This is a genomic window from Streptomyces triculaminicus (assembly GCF_017349075.1).
In the GTDB taxonomy this organism is placed as follows: Bacteria; Actinomycetota; Actinomycetes; order Streptomycetales; family Streptomycetaceae; genus Streptomyces; species Streptomyces triculaminicus.
On record NZ_JAFMOF010000004.1, the window covers coordinates 448,708 to 475,228 of the forward strand.

A 26,521-nucleotide genomic window follows, 5' to 3' on the forward strand; every position below is an offset into this window, starting at 1 on the left:
AGCCGAAGCCGGCGGATTCGTCGAATGCGTTGTGGGTACGGGAGTTGGCTGCCAACTCCCCGGGTCAGGAGATCCCGAATTCCTTGCCGATGAAGTCGAACAGCTCGTCATCGGTCGCCGCGTGCACGTCGTCGGCCACCTGGTCGGTGGTCCCGCCGGTCGCCCACTCGGCCGCCATGCCCCGCAGCCTCGAGGCGATCTCGGAGCGGTGTGCGTCGTCGTCCGCCGCCGTGGACCGGGCGGCGGCCCGCAGGGCCGTCTCGATCCTCTCCAGCTCCGCGAGGAGCGTGGTGACGTCCCCGCCCGCAGGGACGACGGCGGTCTCGGCCCCGGCTTGGACTTCGGCCTCTGCCTCGGCCTCGGCCTTGAGGTGGTCCACGAGCTCGCCGGGCGTCGGATAGTCGAAGATCAGGGTCGGTGCCAGCCGAAGTCCGGTGTCCTTGGCCAGCCGGTTGCGCAGTTCCACGGCCGTCAGCGAGTCGAACCCGAGGTCGCGCAGCGCCTGCCCCGGCCGTACCGCCTGGGGCGAGGGGAGACCGAGGACGGCCGCCACGTGGCCGCACACCAGGTCCAGCAGCAGTCTGTGCCGCTCGGGTTCGCCGAGCCCGGCCAGGCGCCCGGCCAACGAGGGGGCGTCCGCCGTGTCCGTACCCGCCGTGGCGCGCGCCGTGCGGCGCACCGGCACGCGCACCATGTCGCGCAGGAGCGGCGGGAGCGAGCCTGCCGCCGCCTGGGAGCGGAGTTCCGGCTGGTCGAGCTTTACGGGCACGAGCGCGGGGTCCGGTCCGGCGAGGGCCGCGTCGAGGAGGGCGAGCCCCTCCTCCGTGGACAGGGGCAGGACACCGCTGCGTGCCATGCGGCCGCGGTCGGCGTCGCTCAGCTCCCCCGTGATCCCGCTGCTCTCCTCCCACAGCCCCCAGGCCAGCGACAGGGCCGGCAGCCCGGCCGTACGCCGCTGCCGGGCCAGGGCGTCCAGGAAGGAGTTCGCGGCGGCGTAGTTGGCCTGACCCGGGCTGCCGAAGACGCCGGCGGCGGAGGAGAAGAGCACGAACGCCGACAGCTCCATGTCACGGGTCAGCTCGTCCAGGTGCAGGGCGGCGTCCACCTTGGGAGCGAAGACGCGGTCGACGCGCTCGGGCGTCAGGGACGCGACCACGCCGTCATCGACGACGCCGGCCGTGTGCACGACCGCCGTCAGCGGGCTCCCGGCCGGTACGGACGTGGCCAGGACACCGGCCAGCGCCTCCCGGTCGGCGACATCGCAGGCCGCCACGGTCACCCGGGCTCCGCGTGCCGTGAGCTCCGCCTCCAGTTCGGACATACCGGCGGCCGTGCCGCCGCTGCGGCTGACCAGCAGCAGGCTGCGTACGCCGTGTTCGGCCACCAGGTGCCGGGCGACGAGCCGTCCCAGCGTGCCCGACGCACCGGTGACGAGAACCGTGCCGTCGGCCGGGAAGGCGGGGCCGTCCGCGGCGGAGGCGGGGCCGTCGCCGGGCGTCGCCTCCGGGGCGCCGGCCGGCGTCCGTACGAGGCGCGGTACGAGCACCTGGCCGTCGCGCACCGCGAACTGCTCCTCCTCCGCACCGAGCAGGGCGGGCAGCGCGCGGACGGAGGCGGCGTCGCGGTCCAGGTCGGCCAGGACGAACCGGCCCGGGTTCTCCGACTGGGCGGACCGCACCAGCCCCCAGACCGCGGCCTGGGCGGGGTCGATCTCCTTGTCGTCGTTCCTCGTGACCATCGCGTTGCCGGTCAGCACCACGAGCCGGGAGTCGGGCCGCCGGTCGTCGGCGAGCCACTGCCGCAGCAGCTCCAGCATGCGGTGCGCGGTCGTGTGGACGTGGCGGACGGGGTGATCGCCGTCCGGGCGGACGCCCGCCGTCGCGAGGACGACCACCGGCGGCACGTCCCCCGCCGCCTCGGCCTCCCGAGCGACGCTCGCCAGGTCGGCGTGGAACGTCGCGGGTACGCCCGCCGCCTCGAAGGCCGCGCGCAGCCCGTCGTCGTCACCGATGACGGCCCAGGGCGCGGTCACGGTACGGGGCTCGGGCGGGGCGGCAGCGAACCCGCCCGGTTCCACGGTCCGGGCAGCGGGCCACGGCATCCACTCCACGCGCAGGAGGGCGTCATGGCGACCGGCCCCGCCCGCGGCCCGCGCCAGCTGCTCGCCGGAGACGGCCCGCAGGACGAGGGAGTCGACGGACGCGACCGGACGACCGGCGTCGTCGGCGACCCGCAGCGAGACGGTGTCGGGACCGGAGGCCGTCAGCCGGACCCGCAGGGACGTGGCGCCCGTGGCCTGCACGGTCACACCGTTCCAGGAGAACGGAATTCTCCCCTCCCCGGTGTCGGGGAGCAGCCCGCCCAGACCCACGGCGTGCAACGCCGCGTCGAGCAGGGCCGGGTGGACGCCGAACCCGGTCACCGCCGTCCCTTCGGGCAGCGCGACCTCCGCGAAGACCTCGGCCACCTCGTCACCGTGCCGGCGCCGCCACAGGCCGCGCAGCCCCTGGAAGACCGGCCCGTACTCGAAGCCGCTCTCCGCCAGCCGCTCGTAGGCGCCGTCGAGTGCGACGGGCTCGGCAGCCTCCGCGCTCGAGGCGGGCGGCCACTGCGCCGCCAGGCCGAACGTTTCGGCGAGCTCCTGGGCCTGGTCCTGGGGCTCTGCGTGTTCCGGCGCCTGTGCGACCGTGCCTGTCGCGTGGCACGTCCACGGTGTGTCTGCGTCGGCATGCTCCGGCCGGGAGTAGATGTTCACGGCCCGGCGACCGGACGGATCGGCGGTGCCCACGACGGCCTGCAGCCGCAGCGCACCCTGTGCGGGGACGACGAGCGGGGCGGGCAGGTGGAGTTCGTCCACGCGATCGCAGCCCACTTCGTCCGCCGCCCGCAGGGCGAGATCGACGAGTGCGGTTCCGGGCAGCAGCACGGTGCCCATGACGGCGTGCTCGGCGAGCCAGGGCTGAGCGGACACGGACAGCCGACCGGTCAGCAGCGCGCCTTCCCCGTCGGGGAACGCCACCGCCGCGCCCAGCAGCGGATGCTCGGCCGCCGTCAGCCCCGCCGACGCCACGTCGCCCGTCGGAACGCCGGACTCCAGCCAGTAACGCCGACGCTGGAAGGCATACGTGGGAAGTTCGACGAGCCGGGCGTGGTGGACGGCGAACACGGCGGGCCAGTCGACGGCCGTGCCGTGGACGTGGAGCCGGGCAAGGGCCGTCATGACGGCCGCGTCCTCGGAGCGGCCGGCCCGCAGGGCGGGGACGGCCGCCGCACTCGGCTCGTTGACGATGTCCTGGACCAGAGCGGCGAGAACACCCCCCGGCCCGACCTCGAGGAAGGCGGTCACACCTTCGCCGGCCAGCGCCGAGACGGCGTCCGCGAAGCGAACCGCGTGGCGAACGTGCCGCATCCAGTACTCCGGGTCGCACAGCTCGTCGCCGGTGACCAGCCGGCCGGTGAGGGTGGAGACGATCGGGATGGCCGGGGCGGCGAAGGTCACGCCTTCGGCGACCGTCCGGAAGTTCGCGAGCATCGGCTCCATCAGCGGCGAGTGGAAGGCGTGGGAGACGGCGAGGGCCTTCGTCCTACGGCCCTGGGCGGCGAGCCCGGCGGCGATCTCCGTGACAGCGTCCTCCGCGCCGGACAGAACCACTGAGGTCGGCCCGTTGACGGCGGCGACGCCGGCTTGGTGCTCGTAGCCGGCGAGCAGTGGAAGGGCCTCGTCCTCCGACGCCTGCACCGCCACCATCACGCCACCGACGGGAAGCGCCTGCATCAACCGACCGCGCGCCGCTACGAGCGCGGCCGCATCGGCCAGGGACAGCACCCCGGCGACGTGCGCGGCGGCCAACTCTCCGATCGAGTGCCCGGCGAGGTAGTCGGGCCGTACGCCCCAGGACTCGAGGAGACGGAACAGCGCCACCTCGACCGCGAACAAGGCGGGCTGGGTGAACCGCGTCTGATTCAGCAGCTCGCCATCGTCACCGAACGCGACCTCCCGCAACGGACGCTCGAGATGCGCGTCCAATTCGCCACACACCGCATCGAACGCCTCGGCGAACACCGGGAACGCGGCGTACAGCTCCCGCCCCATCCCCACCCGCTGACTCCCCTGCCCCGAGAACAGGAACGCCAGGCGGCCGCCGCCATCGGAACCACCGTCGGTCGCGTCCGTCAGCTCCGCCAGTGCGGCCAGCAGCTCGTCGCGGCTGTGGCCGACGACGGCAGCGCGGTGGTCGAGGGCCGCGCGCGACGTGGCGAGGGAGAAGCCGATGTCGGCGGGCTGGAGGTCCGGGCGCTCGGCGACGAAGGAGGCGAGGCGTCGTGCCTGATCCCGCAGCGCCTGCTCGTCCTTGGCCGAGAGCACCCACGGCACGGCGGTTGTCGCGTCGCCGCGCTCGGCGGGTCCGGCCGGCAGTGCGGCCGCCGGGGCGTCGGGTACCTCTTCCAGTACGACGTGGGCGTTGGTGCCGCTCACGCCGAAGGACGAGACCGCCGCGCGACGCGGACGGCCGTCCGCCGTCCACTCGACGGGTTCGGTCAGCAGCCGTACGGAGCCGGCCTCCCAGTCGACGTGGGACGTGGGTTCGTCGACGTGGAGGGTGCGCGGCAGCACGCCGTGCCGCATCGCCTGCACCATCTTGATGATGCCGGCGACGCCGGCCGCGGCCTGCGTGTGCCCGATGTTGGACTTGATGGATCCCAGCCACAGCGGCCGGCCCTCGGAGCGCCCCTGCCCGTAGGTCGCCAGCAGGGCCTGCGCCTCGATGGGGTCGCCCAGCGTCGTTCCCGTGCCGTGCGCCTCGACCGCGTCCACGTCGGCGGTCGACAGGCCGGCCGATGCCAGGGCCTGCCGGATGACCCGTTGCTGAGCGGGGCCGTTGGGGGCGGTGAGGCCGTTCGACGCGCCGTCCTGGTTGACGGCGCTGCCGCGGACGACCGCCAGTACGCGGTGGCCGTTGCGTCGGGCGTCCGAGAGGCGCTCCACGAGCAGCATGCCCGCGCCTTCGGCCCAGCCGGTGCCGTCGGCGGACGAGGAGAACGCCTTGCAGCGCCCGTCCGCGGACAGCCCGCGCTGGCGGCTGAACTCGACGAACGTGTCCGGCGTGGCCATGACGGTCACGCCGCCGACCAGCGCCATCTCGCATTCGCCCTGCCGCAGCGCCTGCGCCGCCAGGTGCAGCGCCACCAGGGAGGACGAGCACGCCGTGTCCACGGTCACCGCCGGGCCCTCGAGCCCGAACGTGTAGGAGACGCGTCCCGATGCGACGCTGCCGGACGTCCCCATGCCGAGATGCCCTTCGACGCCGTCGGGCACGACGGCGAGCCGGCTGCCGTAGTCGTGGTACATGACGCCCGCGAAGACGCCCGTACGCGAGCCACGCATCGCCGCCGGGTCGATGCCCGCGCGCTCGAAGGCCTCCCACGACGTCTCGAGCAGCAGCCGCTGCTGCGGGTCCATCGCCAGCGCCTCGCGCGGCGAGATCCCGAAGAACGCCGGATCGAAGTCGCCGGCCTCGTAGAGGAAACCGCCCTCGCGCGTGTAACTCGTACCGACGTGGTCCGGGTCCGGGTGGTAGAGGGACTCGACGTCCCAGCCACGGTCCGAGGGGAAGCCGCCGATGGCGTCACCGCCCTGGCTGACCAGTTGCCACAGCTCGTCGGGCGTCCGTACGCCACCCGGGTAGCGGCAGCTCATGCCGACGATGGCGATGGGCTCGTCGACGGCTACGGCCGTCGCCGGCACCGGCCGCCGCTCCTCGGCGGAGGAACCGAGCAGATCGTTCATCAGGTGGTGCGCAAGCGCTTCGGGAGTGGGGTGGTCGAAGACGAGCGTCGCGGGGAGGCGCAGGCCGGTGGCGGCGTTGAGGGCGTTGCGCAGTTCGACGGCGGTGAGCGAGTCGAAGCCGAGGTCCTTGAACTGCCGGTCGACGCTGACGGATCCCGCCGTCGCATGCCCCAGCACGGCCGCGGCCTGCTCGCGGACCAGGTCCCGCAGCGTCTCGAGCCGGTCCGCCTCGGACAGCCCGTCCAGACGCCGGGCCAGGGCGGACCGTCCGGCGTCCGCCTGCTGGGCGGCTTCCACGGCGCGGCGCGCGGGAGTACGTACCAGGCTCCGGAAGAGCGGCGGCAGGGCGCCGGACCGTGCCTGCGCCTGCAGGGCGCCGAACTCGAGACGGGCCGGCACCACGACGGCGTGCTGGGCGCGGGTCGCGATGTCGAAGAGGGCGAGCCCGTCCTCGGTCTCGAGCGCCTCCAGGCCGGAGCGGGTGATGCGGTGCTGGTCGGCGGTGCCAAGGGCGCTGGTCAGGGCGCTCGTTTCGGCCCACAGCCCCCACGCCAGAGACACCGCCGCAAGACCCTCGGCCCGCCGCTGCTCGGCCAAGGCGTCAAGGAAAGCGTTCGCGGCCGCGTAGTTGCCCTGCCCCGCGCCACCGAACACACCGGCGGCCGACGAGAACAACACGAACGCCGACAAGTCCATGTCCCGCGTCAGCTCATGCAGATGAAGCGCAGCAACAGCCTTCGGAGCGAAGACACGCTCCAACCGCCCGGAATCCAGAGCCGGAATGATCCCGTCATCGGTCACACCCGCCGCATGCACCACACCCCGCAACGGACGCCCCGCCGAAATCCCCGCCAGCACACCCGCCAACGCCACCCGATCAGCGACATCGCAAGCGACGGTCTCCACGCGGGCCCCGAGCGCGGCGAGCTCCTCGGCGAACTCCGCCGAACCCTCGGCCAGGGGCCCCCGCCGACTCACCAGGACGAGGTGCCGGACGCCATGGGCGGTGACCAGATGCCGGGCCACCAAACGACCCAACACACCGGAAGCACCCGTCACCAACACCGTGCCATCGGCATCGAAAACAGGCTCATCATCCGACGGCGATTCCGGAACCTCGGCACGCACGAGACGAGGCACGAACACCTCACCGCCACGCACCATCACCTGAGACTCGCCCACACTCAACGCGGCGGAAAGCGAAACCTCTTCGTCATCCACATCCACCAGCACAAAGCGGCCCGGATTCTCCGACTGCGCCGACCGCACCAGACCCCACACGGCCGCCTGCCACGGATCCACACCAGCCGAGGCACCCACCACGGCACCACGCGTCACCACGACCAGGCGCGAATCCGAACGTTCAGGCTGCTCGCCGGCCAACCACTCCTGCACCAGCCCCAACACCCGATACACACCGGCATCACCATTGGCATCACCAGCACGCACAACCACCACATCAGCCGGCGAAGCGTCACCACCGGACACCGGACGTCGCACCCACTCCACCCGGTAGAGCGACTCCTGTCGCGTTCCCTGAGCCGCCGAGAGAGCCGCGACGGTGATGGGCCGAAGGGTGAGGTCGTCGACGGTGGCGACGGGCATGCCCGCCTCGTCGGCGATCGACAGCGAGACCGCTTCCCGCCCGGCTCGCGTCAGCCGGACCCGCAGGCTCGTGGCCTCCGTGGCGTACACGCTGACCCCGTTCCACGCGAACGGGAGTCGCCCCTCGTGCCCGTCGGGCAGGAAACCGCTCACCCCCAACGCGTGCAGCGCCGAGTCGAGCAGTGCCGGATGGAGGGCGAAGCCCGCGACGGAGGTCTGTTCGGGCAGCGCGACCTCGGCGAAGAGATCCTCTCCACGCCGCCAGGCTCCCCGCAGCCCCTGGAACACCGGCCCGTAGCCGAAACCGGCAGCAGCAAGCTGCTCGTAGCAACCGTCGGTCTCGATCGCCTCCGCACCCGCAGGCGGCCATTCCCGCAGGTCAGCGGCCGACTCCGTACGCTCGGCGGTGAGGGCTTCGGCCACCACACCGGCGGCGTGGCACGTCCACGGCGCGTCCACGGCGTCAGCGCCCTCGACCCGCGAGTGGATCTTCACGGTCCGCCGCGCCGCATCGTCCTCCGCGCCGACGGTCACCCGGATCTGGACCGCGTCCTGTTCGGGCAGTACGAGCGGGGTGGCGAGGGTCAACTCCTCGACCCGGCCGCACCCGACCTCGTCGCCGGCGCGCACCGCCATCTCCAGGAAGGCCGTCCCGGGCAGCAGCACGACGTCGGACACCGCATGGTCGCCGAGCCAGGCATGCGTGGCCCGCGACAACCGTCCGGTCAGCAGCACACCACCCTCATCGGGCAGACTGACCGCCGCGCCCAGCAGGGCGTGTCCCGCCGCCGCCTGGCCGACCGACGTCACATCGCCGGAGGCGGCGGGTGCGTCGAGCCAGTACCGCTCGCGCTGGAAGGCGTACGTGGGAAGGTCGACGCGCCGGGCACCCCGGCCGGCGAAGACGGCGGTCCAGTCGACGGCGACACCGTGGCCGTGCAGTTGAGCCATGGCCCGCATGACCGCCGCGTCCTCGGAACGGTCACCACGCAGAGCCGGCACGGCCGCGAGCGACTGGGCCAGGGCGGTCAGAACACCGCCGGGACCGATCTCGAGGCACGTCCCGACACCTTCGGCGGCCAGCGCCTCGACCGCGTCGGCGAAGCGGACCGCATGACGGACGTGCCGCACCCAGTACTCGGGGTCGCACAGCTCGTCTTCCGTGACCAGCCGACCGGTGAGGGTGGAGACGATCGGGATGGCCGGGGCGGCGAAGGTCATGCCCTCGGCGACGGCCCGGAAGTCGGCGAGCATCGGGTCCATCAGCGGCGAGTGGAAGGCATGCGAGACCGACAGCGCCTTCGTCTTACGGCCCTGAGCGGCAAGCTTGCCGACGATCTCCGTAACAGCCGCCTCGGCACCGGACAGAACCACGGCCTGCGGACCGTTGACAGCGGCGATCCCCGCCTGGTCCTCGTAGCCTGCGAGCAGCGGAAGGACCTCGTCCTCCGACGCCTCCACCGCCACCATCACGCCCCCTGCGGGAAGCGCCTGCATCAACCGGCCACGCGCCGCTACGAGCGCGGCCGCATCGCCCAGGGACAGCACCCCGGCAACGTACGCGGCAGCCAGCTCACCCACCGAATGCCCGGCCAGGAAATCAGGCCGCACCCCCCACGACTCGACGAGACGGAACAGCGCCACCTCGACGGCGAACAACGCCGGCTGAGTGAACCCGGTCTGATTCAGCAGCTCGCCATCGTCACCGAACACCACGTCCCGCAACGGACGCTCAAGATGCGCATCAAGCTCCGCACACACCGCACCAAAGGCATCAGCGAAGGCCGGGAACGCGGCATACAGCTCCCGCCCCATCCCCACCCGCTGACTCCCCTGCCCCGAGAACAGGAACGCCACCTGCCCACCGGCAACCACACCAGCCCCACCCGCGTCGCCCCGGGCGGCCAGCGCCTCCAGCCCCGCACCAACTCCTCACGATCCGACCCCACGACAGCCGCGCGCCGTTCCAAGGCGGCGCGTGCCGTGGCCAGAGTGAAGCCGATGTCCACCGCGTCCGGCTCGGGGTGAGTGCGTACGTACGCCAGAAGGCTCTCGGCCTGGGCCCGGAGGGCCGTCGCGTCGCGGCCGGAGAGCAGCCACGGCACAGCTACGCCAACGCCCGCACCGCGATCGTCACGCCCGCCGTCGGCCCGCGCCTCCTCTGGCGCCTGCTCGACGATGACGTGCGCGTTCGTGCCGCTCACACCGAACGACGACACACCCGCCCGACGCGGACGTCGCCCGTCACCATCCACCGCCCAGTCGACCGGCTCCGTCAGCAGCCGCACCTCACCCGCCGACCAATCCACGTGCGGCGACGGCTCATCGACATGCAGCGTCTTCGGCAACACACCATGCCGCATCGCCTGCACCATCTTGATGATGCCGCCCACACCCGCCGCGGCCTGCGTGTGACCGATATTGGACTTCAGCGACCCCAGCCACAGCGGACGACCCTCCGGCCGGTCCTGACCGTACGTCGCCAACACCGCCTGCGCCTCGATCGGATCACCCAACGTCGTACCCGTACCGTGCGCCTCGACCACGTCCACATCCGCAGCCGACAGACCCGCACCGGCCAACGCCCGCCGGATCACCCGCTGCTGCGCCGGACCGTTCGGCGCCGTCAGACCGTTCGACGCACCGTCCTGGTTGATGGCGCTCCCCCGGACCACGGCCAGCACCTCGTGCCCGTTGCGCCGCGCGTCCGACAGCCGCTCCACCAGGAGCATGCCCGCGCCCTCGGCCCAGCCCGTGCCGTCGGCGTCGGCGGAGAAGGCCTTGCAACGGCCGTCCGCGGCCAGGCCCCGCTGGCGGCTGAACTCGACGAAGATGTTCGGCGTGGCCATGACGGTCACGCCACCGACCAGCGCCATCTCGCACTCGCCCTGCCGCAGCGCCTGCGCCGCCAGATGGAGCGCCACCAGCGACGACGAGCACGCCGTGTCCACCGTCACCGCCGGGCCCTCCAGCCCGAAGGTGTACGCCACCCGGCCTGAGGCGATGCTGCCCGCGCTGCCGTTGACGACGTAGCCTTCGAAGCCCTCGGGGATGGTGGACAGTCGCGAGCCGTAGTCGTGGTACATGACGCCCGCGAAGACGCCCGTACGCGAGCCACGCATCGCCGCCGGGTCGATACCCGCCCGCTCGAAGGCCTCCCACGACGTCTCGAGCAGCAACCGCTGCTGCGGGTCCATCGCCAGCGCCTCACGCGGCGAGATCCCGAAGAACCCCGGATCGAAATCACCGGCCTCGTACAGGAAACCGCCCTCCCGCGCATAGCTCGTACCGGCGTGGTCCGGGTCCGGGTGGTACAGGGACTCGACGTCCCAGCCACGGTCCGACGGGAAGCCGCCGACCGCGTCCGTTCCCTCGGCGACCAGGCGCCACAGGTCCTCGGGCGAGCGGACGGCGCCCGGGTAGCGGCAGCTCATGCCGACGATGGCGATGGGGTCGTCGACGGGGACGGCCGTCGCCCGCACCGGCACCGGCTGCCGCTCCTCGGCGGAGGAACCGAGCAGCTCCCCGCGCAGGTGGCGGGCGAGAGCGGCGGGGTTGGGGTGGTCGAAGACGAGGGTGGCCGGAAGCCGGGTGCCGGAGGCGGCGTTGAGGAGGTTGCGGAGCTCGACGGCGGTGAGGGAGTCGAAGCCCAGTTCCTTGAAGGCGCGTTCGGGCTCGATCTGCTCGGGCGAGGCGTGGCCCAGCACGGTGGCGATCTGCCGGCGTACGAGCTCCAGCAGGGCGCGTTCCTGCTCCGCCGCGCCGAGCCCGGCCAGGCTCCGGGCCAGGGTCGAGGCGGCGTCCTGACGGTCCGTCGTGTCCCCGCCGGCCTGCCGGCTCGTCCGTACGCGTCGCGTGGATGCCGGGACCAGGCCGCGCAGCAGGGCGGGCACGTCGTCGTCGGCAGCGCGGGCGCGGAGCCCGGCGGTGTCGAGGCGGACGGGGTAGAGGACGTCGCCTTCGGCCGTGCGGGCGGCGTCGAAGAGGGCGAGGCCCTCGGCGGAGTCCATCGCGGCCAGGCCCATGCGCCGGATGCGGGCCAGGTCGGCCGAGTCCAGCTTGCCGGTCATGCCGCTGCCTTCGGCCCACAGGCCCCAGGCCAGCGAGAGGGCCGGGAGTCCGGCCGCCCGGCGGCGCTGTGCCAGGGCGTCGAGGAAGGAGTTCGCGGCGGCGTAGTTGGCCTGGCCGGCGCCGCCGAGGGTGGCGGAGACGGAGGAGAAGAGCACGAAGGCCGAGAGGTCGGTGTCCCGTGTGAGCTCGTGCAGGTTGAGTGCGGCGTCCACCTTGGGGCGCAGGACCCGGTCGACGCGTTCGGGGGTCAGGGCGGACACGATGCCGTCGTCCGTGACGCCGGCGGCGTGCACCACGGCGGTCAGCGGGTGCTCGGCCGGTATCGCGGCGAGTACGGCGGCGAGCGCGTCGCGGTCCGCCACGTCGCAGGCCACGGTGACGACGTCGGCGCCCAGCGCGCCGAGCTCGGCCTCGAAGGCGGCGGCGCCCTCGGCGGCCCGTCCCCGGCGCCCGGCCAGCACGAGGTGCCGTACGCCGTGTTCGGTCACCAGGTGCCGGGCGACGAGCCGACCCAGCGTGCCCGTCGCACCGGTGACGAGGGTGGTGCCCTCGGCAGCGAACGAGAGCGGCGGGTCCTGCGGCGTGCTCGCGGCCGTCCTCGTCAGCCGGGGCAGCAGTATCGCGTCGCCTCGTACGGCCAGTTGGGGCTCGCCGCTGCCGACGGCGGCACGCAGGGCCGTCTCCAGGTCCCCGTTCTCGTCGAGGTCGACCAGCACGAAGCGGTCCGGGTTCTCCGACTGCGCCGACCGTACGAGGCCCCACACGGCGGCCTGCGCCGGGTCGAGCGCGTGCGGCTCGTCGCCGGGCGAGACGGCGTCGCGCGTCACGAGCACCAGGCGGGAGCCGGTGAACCGCTCGTCGGCGAGCCATCGCTGTACGAGCTCCAGGGCGCGCAGGGTGGTCGCCCGTACGGCGGCGGCCGACGGCTGAGTCCCCGGAGTCTCCTGAGTCCCCTCCTCCGCCTCGACCGGCGCGAGGACGAACGCGGGCACGGCCGCGTCCGTGTCCTCCTCGAGGGCGGCGAGCGTGGTGACCGGGCCCGGCAGCGGGACGTCCGCCGACAGCGTGCCCGTGGCGGGTACCCATTCCATCCGGAAGAGGGAGTCCTGCCCGGACCGCCCGGACTTGGCCACGGCCCCGCGCAGTTGCTCGACGGAGACCGGACGCAGCGCGAGCGAACCGATCGAGGCGACCGGCTGTCCGGCGCCGTCGGCGACCAGCACCGAGACGGCGTCCGTGCCGGCGGGGGTCAGCCGGATGCGGAGTACGGGCGTCCCGCCGGCCCGCAGGCTCACCGCGCCCCAGGCGAACGGCAGCAGGCCCTGTCCGGTCTCGGACCCCGACAGCATGCCCAGCCACGAGGCGTGCAGCGCGGAGTCGAGCAGGGCGGGGTGGAGCCCGTACGCGTCGGCGTCCGGCGCCTGCTCCTCGGGCAGGGCCGCCTCGGCGAACAGGGTGTCGCCCTGCCGCCAGGCGGCTCGCAGCCCTCGGAAGACGGGTCCGTAGCCGAAGCCGAGCTCCGTGAGCCGGTCGTAGATGTCGTCGGTGACGACGCGCTCGGCGCCCGGGGGCGGCCAGGCGGTGAGGTCGGCGAGCGGGGCCTCGGACGCGTCGTCCGGGGCGAGCGTTCCGTCGGCGTGGAGCGTCCACTCCCCCGCGCCGAGGGCGTCCTCGGGCCGGGAGTACAGGGCCAGTGCGCACCGTCCCGTGGCGTCCTGGGCGCCGACGGTGAGCCGCAGCTGCACCGCGCCGTGCTCGGGCAGCACCAGCGGGGCGGACAGCGTCAGCTCCTCGACGCCGCCGCGGTCGGCCTCGTCGGCGGCGCGCAGGGCGAGCTCGACGAACGCCGTGCCGGGCACGATCACCACACCGGACACGGCGTGGTCGGCGAGCCAGGGGTGCGTGGTCAGGGACAGCCGCCCGGTGAGGACCATGCCGCCGTCCGGCAGACCGACCGTGGCGCCCAGCATGGGGTGGCCGGCGTCGGCGAGGCCGATCGCCGCGGGGTCGACGGTCGCGGCGGGGTTGGCGAGCCAGTAGCGGCTGCGCTGGAAGGCGTAGGTCGGCAGGTCGACGCGGTGGGCGCCGCAGCCGGCGAAGACCTCCGCCCAGTCGACGGTGACGCCGCGTACGTGCAGCTGGGCGATCGCCGTCGTGATCGCCACGTCTTCGGGGCGGTCGGCGCGCAAGGCCGGAACGGCCACGGTGCCCTCGCCGCTCTCGCCGTCGGTGACGTCCTGGGCGAGGGCGGTCAGCACCCCGCCGGGGCCGATCTCCAGGAACGTTTCAGCACCCTCTGCCGCGAGCGTCTCGACGGCGTCCGCGAAGCGGACCGCCTGGCGGACGTGTCGCACCCAGTACTCGGGGTCGCACAGCTCCTCGGCGGAGGCCGGGCGGCCGGTCAGCGTCGAGACGACCGGAACGGTCGGCGCGGCGAACGACACGCTCCGCGCCACGGCCCGGAACTCCGCCAGCATCGGCTCCATCAGCGGCGAGTGGAAGGCGTGCGAGACCGACAGCGCCTTCGTCTTACGGCCCTGAGCGGCAAGCTTGCCGACGATCTCCGTAACAGCCGCCTCGGCACCGGACAGGACCACGGCCTGCGGGCCGTTGACGGCCGCGATCCCCGCCTGGTCCTCGTAGCCTGCGAGCAGCGGAAGGACCTCGTCCTCCGACGCCTGCACCGCCACCATCACGCCGCCGGCAGGCAGCGCCTGCATCAGACGACCACGCGCCGCTACGAGCGCGGCCGCATCGCCCAGGGACAGCACCCCGGCAACGTACGCGGCAGCCAGCTCACCCACCGAATGCCCGGCCAGGAAATCAGGCCGCACCCCCCACGACTCGACGAGACGGAACAGCGCCACCTCGACGGCGAACAACGCCGGCTGAGTGAACCCGGTCTGATTCAGCAGCTCGCCATCGTCACCGAACACCACGTCCCGCAACGGACGCTCAAGATGCGCATCAAGCTCCGCACACACCGCACCAAAGGCATCAGCGAAGGCCGGGAACGCGGCATGCAGCTCCCGCCCCATCCCCACCCGCTGACTCCCCTGCCCCGAGAACAGGAACGCCACCTGCCCACCGGCAACCACACCAGCCCCACCCGCGTCGCCCCGGGCGGCCAGCGCCTCCAGCCCCCGCACCAACTCCTCACGATCCGACCCCACGACAGCCGCGCGCCGTTCCAAGGCGGCGCGTGCCGTGGCCAGAGTGAAGCCGATGTCGACCGCGTCCGGCTCGGGGTGAGTGCGTACGTACGCCAGAAGGCTCTCGGCCTGGGCCCGGAGGGCCGTCGCGTCGCGGCCGGAAAGTATCCACGCCACGGCCGAACTGCCCGCCGTATCCCCGCCGTTACTGTCCTCGGCACCCGCATCGGCCGTCGGCGCCTGCTCCACGATGACGTGCGCGTTCGTGCCGCTCACGCCGAACGCGGACACGCCGGCCCGGCGGACGCGGTCGTCGTCGGACGGCCACGCCGCGGGCTCGGTGAGCAGCTGGACCGCTCCCGCCGACCAGTCGACGTGCGGGGTCGGCTCGGCGACGTGGAGCGTGCGGGGCAGCAGGCCGTGGCGCAGTGCGAGCACCATCTTCATCACGCCGGCGACGCCCGCCGCGGCCTGCGTGTGGCCGATGTTGGACTTGAGCGAGCCCAGCCGCACGGGCGGGCGGCCGTCCGGTCGTTCCTGTCCGTAGGTGGCCAGCAGGGCCTGGGCCTCGATCGGGTCGCCGAGCCGGGTGCCGGTGCCGTGGGCCTCCACGGCGTCGACGTCGGCGGCGTGCAGGCCGGCGTTGGCCAGGGCCTGGCGGATGACGCGCTGCTGGGAGGGGCCGTTGGGGGCGGTCAGGCCGTTGCTCGCGCCGTCCTGGTTGATGGCCGAGCCGCGTACGACCGCGAGGACGGGGTGTCCCTTGCGGCGGGCGTCCGACAGGCGCTCGACGAGCAGCATGCCGGCGCCCTCGCCCCACCCGGTGCCGTCGGCGTCGGCGGAGAAGGCCTTGCAGCGCCCGTCCGCTGCCAGGCCCCGCTGCCGGCTGAACTCCACGAAGATGCCGGGGGTGGACATGACGGTCACGCCGCCGGCGAGGGCGAGGTCGCACTCGCCCTGCCGCAGCGCCTGCACCGCCAGGTGCAGCGCGACCAGCGACGACGAGCATGCCGTGTCCACGGTCACGGCCGGGCCCTCGAGCCCGAAGGTGTAGGCCAGGCGCCCGGACACCACGCTGGCGGCGCGGCCGGTGAGGAGGTAGCCCTCGACGCCGTCGGGGGCCCGGCGGGTTCCGGAGGCGTAGTCCTGGCCGTAGTCCTGGCCGTTGGAGCCGACGAAGACGCCGGCCTGGGTGCCCTTCAGCGTCGCCGGGTCGATGCCGGCGCGCTCGAACGCCTCCCACGACGTCTCGAGCAGCAGCCGCTGCTGCGGGTCCATCGCCAGCGCCTCGCGCGGCGAGATGCCGAAGAAGGCCGCGTCGAAGTCACCGGCGTCGTAGAGGAAGCCGCCTTCGCGGGCGTAGGTGGTGCCGGTGCGGCCGGGGTCGGGGTCGTAGAGTGCGTCGAGGTCCCAGCCGCGGTCGGCGGGGAAGCCGGACAGGGCGTCGGTGCCGTCGACGAGGAGCTGCCACAGGTCCTCGGGGGTGCGGACGCCGCCGGGGAAGCGGCAGCTCATGGCGACGATGGCGATGGGCTCGTCGTCGGCCGGGCGCGCCGGGGCCGACGGCGGCACGGCGCTCCCCGCCGCATCCTGTCCCTGTCCCTGCCCCGGGAGCTGGGCGAGCAGGAAGCCGGCGAGGTCCTTGGGGCTGGGGTAGTCGAAGACGACCGTGGTCGGCAGGCGCATGCCGGTGGCGGCGGCGAGGCGGTTGCGCAGCTCGATGGCCGTGAGCGAGTCGAAGCCGACCTCGCGGAACGCCCGTCCCGGCTGCACGCGTTCGGCGCCGGCGTGGCCGAGGACGGTGGCCGCCTGGGTGCGGACGAGGTCGAGTACGGCGCGGGAGCGCTCGGCCTCGTTGAGGCCGGCCAGGCGTTGCGCGAGGGCCGGGCCGGTGGCGCCGGCGTCGCCCGCCGGGACCGTCGTGGCGGCGGCGTCGAGGAGGCGTCGCGCCTCGGGCAGGTCGCGCAGCAGCGGGTAGTCGCCGGTGAGGGCGAAGGCGGGGACGAAGCGGTTCCAGTCGATGTCGGCGACGGTCACCGCGGTGTCGTCGCTCGCGATGGCTCTGTCCATGGCCTGGACGCCGAGGTCGGCGGCCATGGGGAGGATGCCGCGCCGGGTGAGGTGCGCCTCGGCGGCGTCGCCCATCATGCGGCCGCTGCCCCAGGAGCCCCAGGCGATGGCGGTGGCGGGCAGTCCGGCCGCGCGCCGCTGCTGGGCGAGTGCGTCGAGGAAGGCGTTGGCGGCGGCGTAGCCGCCCTGGCCGCCGTTGCCGACGACGCCGGCGATGGAGGAGAAGAGGACGAAGAAGCGGAGGTCGTCGCCGCGTTCCCGGGTCAGTTCGTGGAGGTTGAGGGCGACGTCGGCCTTGGGGCGCAGGACATGTTCGAGGCGTTCGCCGGTCAGGGCGTCGAGAACGCCGTCGTCGAGCACGCCGGCGGCGTGGATGACGCCGGTGAGCGGGTACTCCTCCGGCAGTCCGTCCAGCAGTCGCCGGAGCTGGTCGCGGTCGGCCGCGTCGCAGGCGGCGACGGTGGTGCGGGTGCCGAGGGCTTCGAGTTCGTCGCGCAGCGCGGCGGCGCCGTCGGCGGCGAGGCCGCTGCGGCTGGTGAGGACGAGGTGCCGGGCGCCGTCGGCGGCGAGGCGGCGGGCGACGTGGGCGCCGAGGGTGCCGGTGCCGCCGGTGATCAGGACGGTGCCGTGCGCGCGGCGGTCGTCGGCGCGGTCGGGGGTGACGTTCGCTTCGGCGCGTACGAGCCTCCGGGCGAGGGGGCCGGAGGCGCGTACGGCCAGCTCGTTCTCGCCGCCGGCGTCGGCGAGCAGGCTCACCAGGAGGGTGAGGGCGTGTTCGTCGGGGGTGCCGGGCAGGTCGATCAGGCCACCCCAGCGCTGGGGGTACTCGGCGCCGGCGACCCGGCCCAGGCCCCAGACCTGGGCCTGCGCCGGGTCGCGGAGCGGGTCGGCCGGGCCGGTGGAGACGGCGCCCGACGTCAGGCACCACAGCGGTGCGTTGACGCCGGCGTCGCCGAGTGCCTGGAGGAGGGCGAGGGTCTCGGGCATTCCTGCGTCCGCCCGACCCTCGAGCGGAATCGTTTCTTCAGCCGCGAGCAGGGAGACCACGCCGGTGAGCCCGTGCGCGTCCGCGAGGCCCGCGAGCCGGGCGGCGAGGGCCTGCCGGTCGTCGCCGTGACCGACCGTCAGCGTCTCGACGCGCACACCGCCGTGCCCGGCCAGGGCATCGTGGACGGCGGCGGCCACCGTGCCGGCGGCCGGCGCAGCCGGCGCGACCGGGTCCGAGGTGCCCGTCTCCGGCCCGGCCGTCTGCGCTCGGGCCGCACCCGCCTCGCCCGAGCCCGGCGTACCCGAGCCCGACGCGACCGTCTCCGCCGAGGCCGCGTCCCGCACGCCCGCGACCGCGCCCGTCGTGCCCGTCTCCGGCGCTGCCGCCCCCGCCGTCACCACCAGCCAGGTCCCCGTCAACGGCGCCCGCTTCGCCTGCGCGGGCCGCCAGGCGACCCGGTAGCGCCAGCTGTCGACGATGGAGGTCTCGTTGGTCTTGCGGCGCCAGTCGGCGAGCCCGGCCAGGACGTCGTCGAAGGCCGCGTCGGCGTCCACGCCGAGGGAGGCGGCGAGCGTCGCCAGGTCCTCGCCCTCGACGGCCTCCCAGAACCGTGCCTCCTCGGCGGTGTGGGCGCCGTCGGCGCCGCCTCCGGCCGGGGTCGACGGTCCCGACGGCAGCCAGAAGCGGCGTCGCTGGAAGGGGTAGGTGGGCAGGTCGGCCCGGCGGACACGCTGTCCGGCGAAGACCGCGGCCCAGTCGACCGGCACGCCGTGGACGTACGCCTCGCCGAGCGCGGTCAGCCAGCGGGCCGGGCCTCCGTGGTCGCGGCGCAGTGAGGCGACGACGACGGTCTCGTCGGCGCCGGCGGCCTCGGCGGTCTCCTGGAGGCCGACGGCGAGGACGGGGTGGGGGCTGACCTCGACGAAGACCTGGTGTCCGGTCTCCATGAGCGCGCGTACGGCGGGCTCGAAGCGTACGGTCGCGCGCAGGTTGCGGTACCAGTAGGCGGCGTCGAGCGCGGCGGTGTCGACGATCTCGCCGGTGACGGTGGAGTGGAAGGGGGTGTGGGGTACGCGCGGGGTGATGCCTTCCAGGGCCTCGGCGAGTTCGGCTTCGATGATCTCGACGTGGGAGGAGTGGGATGCGTAGTCGACCGGTATGCGCTTGGCGCGTACGCCGTCGGCCGTGCAGGCCTCGAGCAGTTCGTCGAGGGCGTCCGCGTCGCCGGAGACGACGACCGAGCGGGGGCCGTTGACGGCGGCGACGCCGATGCGGTCGTTCCAGTGCTCCAGGCGCCGGGTGACGTCGGCGAGCGGCTCGGGTACGGACACCATGCCGCCGAGTCCGGCGAGGCGGCTAAGCAGGCGGCTGCGGAGGGCGACGACGCGGGCGGCGTCCTCGAGGCTGAGGGCGCCGGCGACGCAGGCGGCGGCGATCTCGCCCTGGGAGTGGCCGACGACGGCCGAGGGGCGCACGCCGAAGGAGCGCCACAGTTCGGCCAGTGACACCATCACGGCCCACAGGGCGGGCTGGACGACGTCGTCGGCGCTGCCGAGCTCCGGGGCGCCGGGGGCGCCGCGCAGGACGTCCTCGAGCGACCAGTCGACGTAGGGGGCGAGGGCCTCGCCGCAGGCGCGCAGGCGTTCGCGGAAGACGGCGGAGGTGTCGAGGAGTTCGACGGCCATGCCGGCCCACTGGGAGCCCTGACCGGGGAAGACGAAGACGGTGCGGCGGTCGGGGGCCGCGAGGCCCTGGGCGGTGTGGGCGGGCGGGGTCTGGCCGGTGGCCAGGGCCCGCAGGGCGTCGGTGAGTTCGGTGCGGCCGGCGCCGACGGCCACGGCCCGGTGCTCGAAGGCGGCCCGGGTGGTGGCGAGGGTGTGGCCGATGTCGGCCGGGTGCGTGCCGGGGTGTGCCTCGACATGGGCGAGGAGGGCGGCGGCCTGCGCCCGTAAGGCTTCGGGGGTACGTGCTGACAACGGCCACGGGACGACGGACTCGGGGGCGTGCGCCGGGTCCTCAGCCGCTTCGGGGGCCGTGCCGTCGTCGGGGGCCTGTTCGAGGATGGCGTGGGCGTTGGTGCCGCTGATGCCGAAGGAGGAGACGCCCGTGCGGCGCGGGCGGCCGGTCTCGGGCCAGTGGGACTCGGCGCTCAGCAGGCGTACGGCGCCGGTGGACCAGTCGACGTGGGGTGAGGGCTCGTCGGCGTGGAGGGTCCTGGGCAGGACGCCGTGGCGCAGGGCCAGCACCATCTTGATGACGCCGGCGACGCCGGCCGCGGCCTGGGTGTGGCCGATGTTGGACTTGAGCGAGCCCAGCCACAGCGGCCGGTCCTCGGGGCGGTCCTGGCCGTAGGTGGCCAGCAGGGCCTGGGCCTCGATGGGGTCGCCCAGGGTGGTGCCCGTGCCGTGGGCGTCGACGGCGTCGACGTCGGCGGGCGAGAGTCCGGCGCCGGCGAGGGCCTGGCGGATGACGCGCTGCTGGGCGGGGCCGCTGGGGGCGGTCAGGCCGTTGCTGGCGCCGTCCTGGTTGATGGCGGTGCCGCGGACGACGGCCAGCACGGGGTGGCCCTTGCGCCGGGCGTCCGACAGCCGCTCCAGCAGGACCATGCCGGCGCCCTCGGCGAGGCCGAAGCCGTCGGCGTCGGCGGAGAAGGCCTTGCAGCGCCCGTCGGGTGCGAGGGCGCGCTGCTTGCTGAACTCGACGAAGGAGCCGGCGGAGGGCAGGACGGTCGCGCCGCCGGCCAGGGCCAGCGAGCACTCGCCCTGTCGCAGCGCCTGTACGGCCAGGTGCAGGGCCACCAGCGACGAGGAGCACGCGGTGTCCACGGTCACGGCGGGGCCCTCGAGGCCGAAGGTGTAGGAGATCCGGCCGGAGGCCACGCTGGCGGTGTTGCCGGTGAGCAGGTATCCGCTGACCTCTTCGGCCGCTTCGTACAGCCGAGGCCCGTAGTCCATGGTCATGGCGCCGACGAAGGCGCCGGTGCGGCTGCCGCGCAGCGTGGTGGGGTCGATGCCCGCCCGTTCGAAGGCCTCCCAGGCCGTCTCCAGCAGCAGGCGCTGCTGGGGGTCCATGGCCAGGGCTTCTCGGGGGGAGATGCCGAAGAACTCGGGGTCGAAGTCGGCGGCGTCGTGCAGGAGGCCGGCTTCGCGCTGGTAGTAGCGGCCCGGGCGGCCGGGTTCGGGGTCGTAGAGGCCTTCGACGTCCCAGCCGCGGTCGGCGGGGATGGCCGAGACGGCGTCATCGCCGGTGCGCAGCAGCCGCCAGAGGTCCTCGGGGGTGCGGACGCCGCCGGGCAGGCGGCAGCTCATGGAGACGATCGCGATGGGCTCGTCCCAGGCGACCGCGGCCGTGTCGTCCATGTCGGGTGCGCCGGCCGGGTCGTGGGTGCCGAGGGCCTCGGCGACGATGCGGGCGGCGAGGCCGCCGGGGGTGGGGTGGTCGAAGACGACGGTGTGCGGCAGGGCCAGGCGGGTGGCCTCGTTGAGGCGGTTGCGCAGTTCGATGGCGGTGACGGAGTCCAGGCCCAGGTCGCGGAAGGCGCGGTGCGCGCCGACGGCTGCGGGGTCGGCGAGGTTGAGGAGGGCGACGGCGGTGGAGCGCACCAGATCGGTCGCCGCGCGTTCGCGTTCGGCCTCGGGCAGGGCGCGCAGGCGTGCCCCGAAGGTGGTGTCGTCGTCGGTGGCGTCCGAGGGGCGCCGGAAGGCGTAGGTGGGCAGCTGGACGCGGCGCGGTGCCGGGCCGGGGAAGGCCGTCGCCCAGTCGACGTCGACGCCCTGGACGTAGGCCTCGGCGAGGGCGGTGCGCAGGCGCCGTTCGTCGCCCTGGTCGCGGCGCAGGGTGCCGACGGCGACGGCGGTGTGTCCGGCGGCGGCCGCGGTCTCCTGCATGAGGGCGGTCAGGGAGGGGTGGGCGCTGATCTCGAGGAGGGCGTCGTGGCCGTCGGCGAGCAGGGCCCGGGTGGTCTCCTCGAAGCGCACGGGGTGGCGCAGGGTGCGGAACCAGTGCTCGGCGCCCGCTTCCCGGCCGTCGATGCGGCCGCCGGCGTACGAGGAGTACAGCGGGACGCGGGCGGTGCGCGGGGCGAGGGGTGCCAGTTCGCGCAGGAACCGGTCGTGGAGCTCGTCGATGTGGGGCGAGTGGGCGGCGAGGCCGACGGCGACGCGCCGGGCGCGGACGCCTTCGGCCGTCAGGGTGTCCAGGAGCTCGAGGGCGGCGTCGGCGTCGCCGGAGACGACCACGGCGCCGGGGCCGTTGAGGCCGGCGATGACCAGGCGTCCGTCGTAGGGCCGCAGACGGGGCGTCACCTCGGCGGCGGGCAGGGCGACGGTGATCATTTCGCCGCGTCCGACGAGGGTGGCCTGGGCCCGGCCCCAGCTGGTGATGACAAGGGCCGCGTCCTCGAGGGTGAGGACGCCGGCGACGTGGGCTGCGGCGATCTCGCCGACGCTGTGCCCGGCCACCGCGTCGGGGTGCACTCCGTGGGCCCGCCAGGTCTCGGCGAGCGCCATCTGCACGGCGAACAGGGCGGGCTGGACGATGTCGGGGCCCTCGAGCGCGGGGGCGGTGTCGGCGCCGCGCAGCAGGTCGGTCAGGTTCCAGTCGAGGTGGGGGGCGAGGGCCTCCTGGCAGCGCTCGACGGCGGCCCGGAACGCGGGAACGGTGTCGAGGAGTCCGGCGGCCATGCCCGGCCACTGGGTGCCCTGGCCGGCGAAGACGAAGGCGGTGCCGCCGGTGGCGGTGGCCGCGCCGCGCACGAGGGTGGCCGCCGGGTCGCCGTGGGCGGCGGTCTCGAGGGCCTGGAGGAGTTCGTCGCGGGTGTCGCCGAGGACGACGGACCGGTGGGCGAAGCGGTGCCGGGTGGTGGCCAGGGCGTGGCCGACGGCGGCGGGGTCGAGGCCGGGGTGGTCGGTCAGGTGCCGGTGGAGCGCGCGGGCCTGGGCGCGCAGGGCCTCGGGGCCGGCGGCGGAGAGGATCCAGGGCAGCGGCGTACGGGCGGGGGGCGCCGCATCCGGGCGGGGTGCCGGTGCGGCGGCACGTAAAGCGGCGCGTAAGGCGTCGGCCGGCTCCCAGGTCCAGGGGTCGCCCGGCTCGGCGCCGGGGCGCAGCAGGTGTTGGATGTCGTCGCCGTCGGCCAGGGCTCGGGCGAGGGGCTTGAGGAGCAGGGCGCCCAGGCCGGCCGAGGTCCTGGCCGGAAGGCTGGGGCCGGCGGCGAGGGCGAGGGGGCTTGTGCCGCGCCGGAGGTCTTCGCACGCGGCGTCGAGCGCCGCCCGGCCCTCGGTGCCGGCGCGGGTGAGGGTGACCTCGTCCAGGCGGAGAGCGCGGGCCACCGCGCGGGCCGCGTCGTCGCCGGTGCCATCAGGGGTGTCGCCGGCGAGGTGGATGGTGGGGCGGTGCCCCGCGACCGTCGTGGGCGTGAGGCCGGCGTCCTCCATGGCCTCCCAGAGCAGTTCGAGGACGGCGGGCCCGCCGGGAATTCCCGTCGCGGCCGCGTCCTCCGCGTCGTCCGCGCGTAATCCCAGGAATTCCGCGTCGAAGGCGTCACATTCCTCGGGTGGGCGATGAGCCGATCCGACGACCGCTACCGCGTTCGCCTTCACCGCTTCGAACTCGGAGAGAACCGACTCGGATCCGCTCATTCTCGTGCTCCATCACCCGATTGAACCACTGCCGACATGCTCGGAAAGCCGACCGTTTCGGCGCAGGGGTGCGCCGAAACGGTCGTGGCCGCTGTCAGGAAGCGGCGACGTCCTGCTTGATGACCCGCTCGATGTTGCGTTCCGCCAGTGCTGTAATTGTCACAAACGGATTGACGCCGATGGAACCCGGAATCAGTGAACCGTCCGTTACATATAGGTTTTTGTAACCGGAGACCCGGCCGTAGTGATCTGTCGCCTTGCCCAGGACCAGGCCGCCCAGCGGGTGGTAGCAGAAGTCGTCGGCGAAGTTCTTGAGCCGGGGACCGAAGAGGTCGTAGCGGTAGACCGTGGAGTTGGCCTTGTTGATCCGGTCGAAGAGCGACTTGGCGGCGTCGACCGCGGGCTTGTTCTGGTCGCGGGTCCACCGGAGGCTCATCCGGCCGGTGGCCTTGTCGTATACGAAGGTGCCGCGCTCGGGGTTCTTGGTGATGGCCAGGTAGAGGCTGACCCAGGTCTCCAGGCCGGCCGGCATCGGGGCGATCTCGGCGAAGACGGGCGCGGTGGGGTTGTTCCAGTCGTCGATCCCCAGGGCGGGGATGGAGGACTGCTTGGACCCGGTGGGGTTCCAGATGTGGTTGGCGCGGGCGGTCATGATGTTGCCGTTGGGGCCCCAGCCCGCCCCCACCTCACCGCTGAGCTCGGGCAGGGCGCCGGTCTCGCGGGCGCGCAGCAGGAGTTCGGTGGAGCCGAGGCTGCCGGCGCCGAGGAAGAGGTAGGTGCAGGAGATCTCCTTGGTGGCGACACGCTTGCCGTAGGGGTCGATCTCCTCGATGGTCAGCACGTACGAGCCGTCGCGCTGCTGCCGGATGGCGCCGACCTTGTGCAGGGTCTTGATGGTGACCTTGCCGGTGCCCAGCGCGGCGGCCAGGTAGGTCTTGTCCAGGGTCATCTTGCCGTGGTTGTTGCCGTAGATGACCTCGGTGGCCAGCGCCGACTTGGGGGCCTGGCCGGCCGCCTCGCGGCGCATGTGGTCCCAGTCGTAGACGTTGGGCACGAAGGTGGTGCCCAGGCCCGCCTTGCCCGCCTGGTCACGGGAGACGCGGGCGAACTTGTACCACTCGGTCTCCTCGAACCAGCCCTTGTCGATGTGGTTGACCCGGAGGGTGGCGTTGGCGCGCGGGAAGTAGCGGTCGTACATCTCGGCGGCGTCGACCTGAGGCAGGACCTCCTCGAAGTACGCGCGCTTGGGCACCACGGCCATGCCGCCGTTGACCAGCGAGCCGCCGCCGACGCCGCGGCCCACGTACACGGACATCTGGTCGAAGTTGACCCGGTCCAGGACGCCGGCGTAGGGGGTGATGTCCCGGTTGACCACGTCGAGCCAGAGGAAGGAGCCCAGCGGGGCCTCGGTGCGGCTCTTGAACCAGGTGGAGCGCTCGTCGGGCCTCAGCATGTTGGGGAAGACGTTGCCGTCCGCGCCGGGGCTGTCCCACTGGCGGCCCATCTCGATCATGAGCGTCTCGACGCCCGCCTCGCCCAGGCGCAGGGCGGCGACGGCGGCGCCGTAGCCGGTGCCGATGACCACGGCGGGCACGAACGAGCCGTCGGCCCCCCGGGTGGCGGCGTGCGCGCGGGGAGCGGTGCTGATCGTGGTCGCCCCGGTGACGGCGGCGGCGCCCAGGGCCGCCATGCCCAGCAGACGGCGGCGCGACAAGTGCTGGTTCTCTACCACGCTGTTGCTACCTGACCTTTCGTTAACTGATCGCAAGGGGTCGCTTCTTGCACGGTCGTTGATACGAAAGTGAGCGGCTCGGTGTTCAACCGGCGACGCATCAGTGCCGGCGGCCGCTCACGTCACCAGGCGACCGGAAGCTCGTAGACACCGTAGACCTGCATGTCGTGGCGCAGCGGCACCTCGTGTGCGGGCACCGCGGGGCGCAGGCCGGGGAAGCGGTCGAGGAGCGCGGTCAGCCCGACGCGCAGTTCGATGCGGGCCAGTTGCTGGCCCAGGCACTGGTGGATGCCGTGCCCGAAGGCGAGGTGGCCGGTGGCGTTGCGGGTGACGTCGAGCCGCTCGGGGTCGGTGAACCGGGCGGGGTCGCGGTTGGCGGCGGCGAGGGAGACCATGACGACCTCGTCCGCCTTGATGGCCACGCCCTCGACCTCGACGTCCTCCAGGGCGGCCCGGGTCGGGCCGTGGTGGACGATGCTGAGGTAGCGCAGCAGCTCCTCCACGGCGCCGTCGACCAGCGAGCGGTCGGCGCGCAGCGCGGCGAGCTGCGCGGGGTTCTCGAAGAGGGCGAGGAGGCCGAGGCCTATCTGGTTGGCCGTCGTCTCGTGGCCTGCGACGAGCAGCAGGAAGGCGATCGAGGTCAGTTCCTCGTCGGTGAGCGAGGGGTCGGCGGCGATCAGGCCGCTGAGGATGTCCTCGGCGGGCTCGGAGCGCTTGAGCGTGACGAGGCGGTGGAGGTAGGCGCCCAGGGAGACGAAGGCCCCGGTGACCTCCTCGGTGGACCTGCCGAAGCTGCTCCAGACCGCGGTGTCGTGCTGGAACTTCTCGCGGTCGGCGTAGGGCACGCCGAGCAGCTCGCAGATGACGAGCGAGGGCAGCGGCAGCGCGAAGTGCTCGAAGAGGTCGGCCGGGGAGCCCTGGCTCTGCATCGCGTCGAGGTGCTCGTTGGTGGTCTTCTCGATCCACTCGGTGAGCAGGCGCATGCGGCGGACGGTGAACTGGCCCGTGAGCAGCTTGCGGTAGCGCTGGTGCTCGGGGTCGTCGTGCTGGATGAACATTCCCGGCGGCGCGGCCGGGGATTCCTCCAGCGTCGCGGCGCGCGGTACGGGCGGGTGCTTGAGTTCCCCCCGGGCGCTGAACCGGGGGTCCGCCAATACGGCCCGGGCGGCGGAATATCCGGTGACGAGCCATCCGAGGTGCCCGTCGGCGAATGTCATCCGGGCGATGGGTTCCTTTTTCCGCAGCTCCCGGGTCGAGGCCGGCGGGTTGAAATAGTTCTCGCGAACGGTGGAGAAGGTAACCGGCACCGCCTGGGTCATGTTCCGCCCTTCCGGGGACAGCGCGCTTCGCGCGCTCACGGTCCATTCACAACGCATGACGGCCCTGCGGCCGTCGCCCGAAAGGACCGTATGGAGGTGTCGTGAAGACTGTCAACGCGAACAAACCGCGGGCCGCTAAGACTGTGGTGAGGGGGCGGGG

4 protein-coding genes are annotated in these 26,521 nt (G+C 73.6%); all 4 read right to left on the bottom strand.

The genetic code is table 11. The annotated features are described in order from the left end of the window. Positions 1–64: 64 nt before the first annotated feature. The 4 genes from J1792_RS35950 to J1792_RS25700 all read right to left on the bottom strand — a co-directional run bounded on the left by J1792_RS35950 (position 65) and on the right by J1792_RS25700 (position 26,259). The gene (locus tag J1792_RS35950; RefSeq protein WP_242646702.1) at positions 65–9,196 is read right to left on the bottom strand and encodes a type I polyketide synthase; all 9,132 of its coding nucleotides are present in this window, start codon (positions 9,194–9,196) and stop codon (positions 65–67) included. Continuing rightward, positions 9,079–23,310 carry a type I polyketide synthase gene (locus J1792_RS25690; protein WP_207248307.1) on the bottom strand — a complete coding sequence of 4,744 codons (14,232 nt, stop codon included), beginning with the start codon at positions 23,308–23,310 and terminating at the stop codon, positions 9,079–9,081. Before J1792_RS25690 ends, J1792_RS35950 begins: the two co-directional genes overlap by 118 nt. Positions 23,311–23,404: 94 nt before the next feature. Further along, positions 23,405–25,000 carry a GMC oxidoreductase gene (locus tag J1792_RS25695; RefSeq protein ID WP_086573926.1) on the bottom strand — a complete coding sequence of 532 codons (1,596 nt, stop codon included), beginning with the start codon at positions 24,998–25,000 and terminating at the stop codon, positions 23,405–23,407. A gap of 164 nt (positions 25,001–25,164) precedes the next feature. Beyond that, positions 25,165–26,259, bottom strand: a complete 1,095-nt coding sequence (locus J1792_RS25700; protein WP_242646606.1) for a cytochrome P450 — start codon at positions 26,257–26,259, stop codon at positions 25,165–25,167. Positions 26,260–26,521 lie beyond the last annotated feature (262 nt).

Coding starts and splice junctions, on each gene's coding strand:
- J1792_RS25700 (WP_242646606.1), bottom strand. CDS start 26,259: ATGACATTCGCCGACGGGCACCTCGGATGGCTCGTCACCGGATATTCC.
- J1792_RS25695 (WP_086573926.1), bottom strand. CDS start 25,000: ATGGCGGCCCTGGGCGCCGCCGCCGTCACCGGGGCGACCACGATCAGC.
- J1792_RS25690 (WP_207248307.1), bottom strand. CDS start 23,310: ATGAGCGGATCCGAGTCGGTTCTCTCCGAGTTCGAAGCGGTGAAGGCG.